This is a genomic window from Burkholderia sp. WTPI3 (assembly GCF_021483755.1).
In the GTDB taxonomy this organism is placed as follows: Bacteria; Pseudomonadota; Gammaproteobacteria; order Burkholderiales; family Burkholderiaceae; genus Burkholderia.
In genome coordinates this window covers 20,858-27,214 of the sequence record NZ_JAGIXF010000081.1, presented here as the reverse complement: position 1 = coordinate 27,214, position 6,357 = coordinate 20,858, and the positions used below count along the sequence as shown (strand labels likewise).

At 68.2% G+C, this 6,357-nt stretch carries 6 protein-coding genes; all 6 read right to left on the bottom strand.

Annotated features, from left to right (window positions below):
- Positions 1-471 (bottom strand): crossover junction endodeoxyribonuclease RuvC (gene ruvC / locus J7024_RS29895; RefSeq protein ID WP_234745712.1); only part of this gene is annotated, 471 nt, incomplete at its 3' end.
- A 151-nt stretch (positions 472-622) separates the two neighbouring features.
- Positions 623-2,188, bottom strand: coding sequence for a bifunctional phosphoribosylaminoimidazolecarboxamide formyltransferase/IMP cyclohydrolase (purH, locus tag J7024_RS29890; RefSeq protein WP_124827119.1), 1,566 nt, complete (start codon positions 2,186-2,188; stop codon positions 623-625).
- A gap of 44 nt (positions 2,189-2,232) precedes the next feature.
- Entirely contained in the window at positions 2,233-2,466 is a 234-nt protein-coding gene (locus tag J7024_RS29885; RefSeq protein ID WP_006476892.1) for a Fis family transcriptional regulator, read from the bottom strand.
- Complete coding sequence (gene dusB, locus J7024_RS29880; RefSeq protein WP_006751898.1) at positions 2,463-3,530, bottom strand: tRNA dihydrouridine synthase DusB; 1,068 nt, start codon at positions 3,528-3,530, stop codon at positions 2,463-2,465. Before dusB ends, J7024_RS29885 begins: the two co-directional genes overlap by 4 nt.
- A gap of 143 nt (positions 3,531-3,673) precedes the next feature.
- Positions 3,674-4,861, bottom strand: a complete 1,188-nt coding sequence (locus tag J7024_RS29875) for a UbiH/UbiF/VisC/COQ6 family ubiquinone biosynthesis hydroxylase (protein WP_175760810.1) — start codon at positions 4,859-4,861, stop codon at positions 3,674-3,676.
- Positions 4,862-4,940: 79 nt separating this feature from the next.
- Entirely contained in the window at positions 4,941-6,338 is a 1,398-nt protein-coding gene (locus J7024_RS29870) for an aminopeptidase P N-terminal domain-containing protein (RefSeq protein ID WP_124827117.1), read from the bottom strand.
- Between the last annotated feature and the right edge of the window lie 19 nt (positions 6,339-6,357).

Below are 6,357 nucleotides of genomic sequence, written 5' to 3'. Positions count from 1 at the left end.
GCCGAGCGTGTTGCCGCTGTGCGCGTGGCAGATCGCCATGCCGAGCGCGTCGGCCGCGTCGCTGCCGGGCTGGCCGGACAGGTTGAGCAGCCGCGTGACCATCTCCTGCATCTGCGACTTGGTCGCGCGGCCGTAGCCGACGACGGCCTGCTTCAGCTGCAGCGCCGTGTATTCGGCGACCGGCAGGCCGCCTGCGACGAGCCCGCAGATCGCGGCGCCGCGCGCCTGGCCGAGCAGCAGCGTCGACTGCGGGTTCACGTTGACGAACACCTGCTCGATCGCGGCCTGGTCGGGCGCGTGCTCGCGCACGAGCGTCGAGACGCCCTGGAAGATCGTGCCGAGCCGGGTGGCCAGGTCGGCCGTCGGTGTGCGGATCACGCCGCTGGCGACATAGGCGAGCCGGTGGCCGCTGACGTCGATGACGCCGAAGCCGGTAACGCGCAGGCCGGGGTCGATGCCGAGAATTCGCATGAGTGAGGACAAAAACCTGATGCAGCGATACTACAACGAATGGTGCGGCGCACCGGCCGCGCGGCCGCATGCGCGGGCGCCGCGCAATAAAAAACCCGGCGGGTGCGATGCCGCCGGGTTGTCGTGCCGAGGCCGCGCGGGCCGCGTTCGATCAGTGACGGAAGTGGCGCACGCCCGTCAGGACCATCGCGATGCCGTGTTCGTCGGCCGCGGCGATCACTTCGTCGTCGCGCATCGAGCCGCCCGGCTGGATCACGCAGGTCGCGCCTGCCGCCACGACGACGTCGAGACCGTCGCGGAACGGGAAGAACGCATCCGATGCGACGGCCGAACCCGCCAGCGTGAGGCCCGCGTTCTGCGCCTTGATGCTCGCGATGCGTGCGGAATCGACGCGGCTCATCTGGCCTGCACCGACGCCGAGCGTCATGCCGTTGCCGCAGAACACGATCGCGTTCGACTTCACATACTTCGCGACGCGCCATGCGAACAGCAGGTCGTCCATTTCCTTCGTGCTCGGCTGGCGCTTCGTGACGACGCGCAGCTCGCTCGGCTGCACGTTGCGCGAATCGAGCGATTGCACGAGCAGGCCGCCGCCGACGCGCTTCAGGTCGAATGCGTTATGGCCGTCGCCGAGTGCGATCTCGAGCAGGCGCACGTTCTGCTTCGCGGCGAACACCTGCTTCGCTGCGTCCGAGAACGACGGTGCGATCAGCACTTCGACGAACTGCTTCGCGACGGCTTGTGCAGCCGCTTCGTCGACTTCGCGGTTGAACGCGATGATGCCGCCGAACGCCGACGTCGGGTCGGTCTGGAATGCCTTCGCGTACGCATCGGCCGAATCGTTGCCGACCGCGACGCCGCACGGGTTCGCATGCTTGATGATCACGCAGGCCGGTGCGTCGAACGTCTTCACGCATTCCCACGCCGCGTCCGAATCGGCGATGTTGTTGTACGACAGTTCCTTGCCTTGCAGCTGGCGGTAGTTCGCCAGCGCGCCGGCCGGCGTCGCGAGGTCGCGGTAGAACGCGGCGCTCTGGTGCGGGTTCTCGCCGTAGCGCAGGTCCTGCACCTTGTCGAACGCCATGTTCAGCGTGGCCGGGTAGGCGCTGCGCGATGCGTGCTGCAGTTCGTCGGTCAGGCTCGTCAGGTAGTTCGTGATCGCGCCGTCGTATTGCGCGGTGTGCGCGAACACCTTCGTCGCGAGACGGAAGTTGGTCGCGTAGCCGACCGCATTGCCGTTCGCCTTCATTTCGTCGAGCACGACTGCGTAGTCGGCCGGGTCGACGACGACCGTCACGTCGCGGTGGTTCTTTGCCGCCGAGCGCAGCATCGTCGGGCCGCCGATGTCGATGTTCTCGATTGCGTCGGCGAGCGTGCAGTCATCCTTCGCGATCGTCGCGACGAACGGATACAGGTTCACGACGAGCAGGTCGATCGTCGGGATGCCGTGCTGCTCCAGCGCCTGCATGTGCTCGGGCAGGTCGCGGCGGGCGAGGATGCCGCCGTGCACCTTCGGGTGCAGCGTCTTCACGCGCCCATCGAGCATTTCCGGGAAGCCCGTGTAGTCAGCCACTTCGGTCACGGGCAGACCCGCGTCGGCGAGGAGTTTCGCGGTGCCGCCCGTCGACAGCAGCTTGACGCCGAGGTCGGACAGCGACTTCGCGAAGTCGACGATGCCGGTCTTGTCGGAAACGGAAATGAGCGCTTGCTTGATCATGATGGAACCACCAATAGCCAGGGAAACGGGGACGGGACGGCTGCCTACAGCAGGCCGTGCTGCTGCAGCTTCTTGCGCAGCGTATTGCGATTGATGCCGAGGTACTCCGCGGCGAGCGACTGGTTGCCGCCTGCCTGTACGAGCACGACCTCGAGCATCGGCTTTTCGACGCAGGACATCACCATTTCATAGACGTCGTGCGGATTGGAGCCGTCTAGATCCCGGAAATACACGTCCAGGCTCTCGCGGACACATTGTTCGATGTTGTGCTTGCTCATGCTGCTAACTGGTTATGGTCGTCCGACTCGCCCTGGCCGTTTTCCTCTTCGTCATCGACGTAGACGAGGTGGTCCGACAGCGCCTTTTGCGCCTCGAAGAATGCATTGACGGCGGCGAGCTGCTCGCGGGTGGAATCGAGCGTGTTCATTCGGTGCCGGAAGCCATTGGCACCGGAAAGGCCGCGAGTGTACCAGCCGATGTGCTTGCGCGCAGTACGGACTCCCGTGAATTCGCCGTAGAACGCATAGTGGTCTTCCAGGTGTTCGTTCATCACGTGCTGGATCTCGTCGATCCGCGGCGGGGGCAGCAGCTCGCCGGTTTGCAGGAAATGATCGATTTCACGGAACAGCCACGGCCGACCTTGCGCTGCACGACCGATCATCAGCGCGTCGGCGCCGGTTGCATCGAGCACGGCCTTCGCTTTTGCCGGCGACGTGATGTCGCCGTTTGCGACGACGGGAATGCGCACGGCCGCCTTCACGGCCGCGATCGTGTCGTACTCGGCGTCGCCGCGGTAGAGGTCGGCGCGCGTGCGGCCATGCACGGTCAGCATCGAGATGCCGGCGGCTTCGGCCAGGCGCGCGACGGTGATCGCGTTCTTGTGTTCGCGATCCCAGCCGGTGCGGATCTTCAGCGTGACGGGCACCGCATCGGGCCCGGTGCCGACCGCCGCGACGACGGCCTCGACGATCCGCTGCACGAGCGGCTCGTTCTGCAGCAGCGCGGAGCCGGCCGCGACGTTGCAGACCTTCTTCGCCGGGCAGCCCATGTTGATGTCGATGATCTGCGCGCCGTTGTCGACGTTGTAGCGGGCCGCTTCGGCCATCATCGCCGGATCGGCGCCCGCGATCTGCACCGCGATCGGCTCGACTTCGCCTTCGTGGTTCGCCCGCCGCATCGTCTTCGCGCTCTTCCACAGTTGCGCGTTGGACGCGACCATCTCGGACACGGCGTACCCGGCCCCCAGCCGTTTGCACAGCTGGCGGAACGGACGATCCGTCACGCCGGCCATCGGGGCGACGAACAGGTTGTTACGCAAAACGTGAGAGCCGATAACGGGCATCGCAATGGCACCGCCCGCGAGCGCGGGGCGTCGCGGGCCAAAAAGGGCGGAGGGAAAACGCGCATTTTACCGTATTCCCATGCCCCGCCGATTTGACCCGGTTTGAGTGGCCCGGCCGCGCGCAATGCGCGGCGCGTCGCGCGTCAGTTGCGCTGGCCGAACATCATCTGGCGCGCGATGGCCTTCTTGAGCGGCGGCACGAATTCGAGCGCGGTGAGTGCCGCGCCACGCAGCAGCGGAAGCGGGCCGGTATCGACCGTGAACAGGCGCGCGAGCGTGTCGGTCGCGCCGATCGTGAAGCGGCGGTCGAGCGCGCGCCGTGCGTTGAAGGTGGCGAGCGCGGTTGCTTCGAAGCCTTGCGCGGATAGCGCATCGACGAGCGTGTGCGCATCGCGCAACCCGAGGTTGAGCCCCTGGCCCGCGACCGGATGCAGCGTTTGCGCGGCGTTGCCGACAATCGCGATGCGTCCGCTGACGAGCGTTTGCGCGGCATTCAACCCGAGCGGGAACGACGCGCGCCCCGCGATCGCGACGAACTGGCCCATGCGCTCGCCGAATGCCGCGCCGAGTTCACGCAGAAACGCGTCGTCGGGCAGGGTGGCGCGGCGTGCCGCCTCGTCGGGCGTGCAGCACCACACGAGCGAGTATTTCGCCTGGCGCGGGCCGCCGAGCGGCAGCAGCGCGAGCGGGCCTTCGTGCGTGAAGCGTTCCCATGCGACGTGCGGGCGCGGTGCCGAGACCGTGACGGTGCCGACGATCGCGGTCTGTCCGTAGTCGCGCTGGTGTTTGCCGGTGTCGGCCTGCTGTTCGTGGAACAGCCCGCCTTCGGCGTTGACGACGAGGCGCGCGCGCAGCGTGCGCTCGCCTTGCGGCCCGTCGAGCGTCAGCGTGACGCCGTCGGCGTCCTGCTGCGGTGCGCGCGCGGTGGTCGACGTGAGCCAGTCGATGCGCGTGCCGTGCACCGCGCTCGCAAGCGCCTGCACGATCGAGCCATAGCGCACGACGTAACCGAGCGCGGCAAGGTCGTGCTCGTCACGGTCGATCAGCGTGCGGCCGAAATGGCCGCGCTGCGAAACGTGGATGTGTTCGATCGGCGTCGCATCGCCGGGCCACGCGAGCGTGTCGAGCAGCACGCGACTGCCGTGCGACACGGCGATCGCGCGCGGATCGTTCGCGCTCGCGGCCGGTTCGCGTGCGTCGATCAGCGCGATCGACGCACGCTGCGTCGCGCTGCGCCGCGCGAGCCAGCCGGCGAGCGCGAGCCCGACGGGGCCCGCGCCGACGATGGCGAGGTCGTAGTCCGGCGTGGCCGGGGAGGAAGCGGTCGTCATCAATGTTCGTGAAACAGGGTAACGGTCAACGGCAGCCGACGGCGGTCCGCTGCCGGCTGACGAAGGCGCGGCGGCCGGCTCATGCGCCGTGCGCCGCGCCCGCGCGCATCAGCGCCTCGATCTCGGCCGCCGCAACGGGGACGTCGCGCGTAATCAGCTCGCAGCCGTGCTCGCGCACGATCGCATCGTCCTCGATCCGGATGCCGATGTTCCAGTATTCGGACGGCACGTCGTCGGCGGCGCGCACATACAGGCCCGGCTCGACGGTGAGCGTCATGCCGGGCTTCAGCGTGCGCCACGGCAGCATGCCGTTCGCGTCGCGCGCGGCGAGCCGCTCGCGGTAGTCGCCGCAATCGTGCACGTCCATCCCGAGCCAGTGGCCGGTGCGGTGCATGTAGAAGCGCGCGTACGCGCGCTCCGCGATCACGTCATCGACGTTCGCAAAGCGCGTTTTCGGAATGATGCCGGTGTCGAGCAGCCCCTGGGCCAGCACGCGCACGGCCGCGTCGTGCGGCGCCTCGAACGGCACGCCCGCGCGCGTCGCGTCGATCGCGGCCTGTTGCGCGGCGAGCACGATGTCGTACAGCGTGCGCTGCGCGGGCGAGAAGCGCCCGTTGGCGGGGAAGGTGCGCGTGATGTCCGACGCGTAGCCGTCGAGTTCGCACGCGGCGTCGATCAGGATCAGGTCGCCATCCTGCGCGGCCGCGTTTCCGGCCGGGTAGTGCAGCACGCATGCGTTCGCGCCGGCCGCGACGATCGAGCCGTACGCGGGCGCCTGCGCGCCATGCTTGCGGAACGTATACAGCAGCTCGGCCTCGAGTTCGTATTCGCGGACCCCCGGGCGGCAGGCCTGCATCGCACGGCGATGCGCGAGCGCGGAGATGTGCGCGGCACGCATCATGGTCGCGAGTTCGTGCTCGTCCTTCACGAGCCGCATGTCGTCGAGCAGCGGCGTGAGGTCGAGCAGCGCGTCCGGCGCTGCGACGCCCGTGCGGGCCTGCGCGCGTACCGCGTCGACCCAGCCGGCGAGCTGGCGCTCGAAGTCGGCCGACGCGCCGAACCGGTAGTGCACGGTGCCCGCGTCGGCGAGCAGGCGCGGTATCTCGGTGTCGATCACGTCGACCGCGTAGGCCGAGTCGAAACCGAATGCGTCGCGCGCGGCTTCGGGCCCGTAGTGGAATCCTTCCCAGATCTCGCGATCGGCATTCTTCGCACGGCAGAACAGGATCGACTCCGGCGCGCCATGCGACGCGGCCGAGTTCAGCACGAGCACGGCATCGGGCTCGGCGAACCCTGTCAGGTAATGGAAGTAGCTGTCGAACCGGTACGGAAATGCCGTATCGCGGTTGCGCAGCACTTCCGGCGCGGTGGGGACGATGGCGACGCCGCCGCCCGCGGCACGCAGTGCGGCAAGCACGCGTTCGCGGCGCTGGCGGTAGACGTCGACGGCGATGGCGGTATCGAGGGGCGCATTCATCGTGCGATTGTAGCGCCGC

Coding starts and splice junctions, on each gene's coding strand:
- J7024_RS29885 (WP_006476892.1), bottom strand. CDS start 2,466: ATGAGCAAGCACAACATCGAACAATGTGTCCGCGAGAGCCTGGACGTG.
- purH (WP_124827119.1), bottom strand. CDS start 2,188: ATGATCAAGCAAGCGCTCATTTCCGTTTCCGACAAGACCGGCATCGTC.
- dusB (WP_006751898.1), bottom strand. CDS start 3,530: ATGCCCGTTATCGGCTCTCACGTTTTGCGTAACAACCTGTTCGTCGCC.
- J7024_RS29870 (WP_124827117.1), bottom strand. CDS start 6,338: ATGAATGCGCCCCTCGATACCGCCATCGCCGTCGACGTCTACCGCCAG.
- J7024_RS29875 (WP_175760810.1), bottom strand. CDS start 4,861: ATGACGACCGCTTCCTCCCCGGCCACGCCGGACTACGACCTCGCCATC.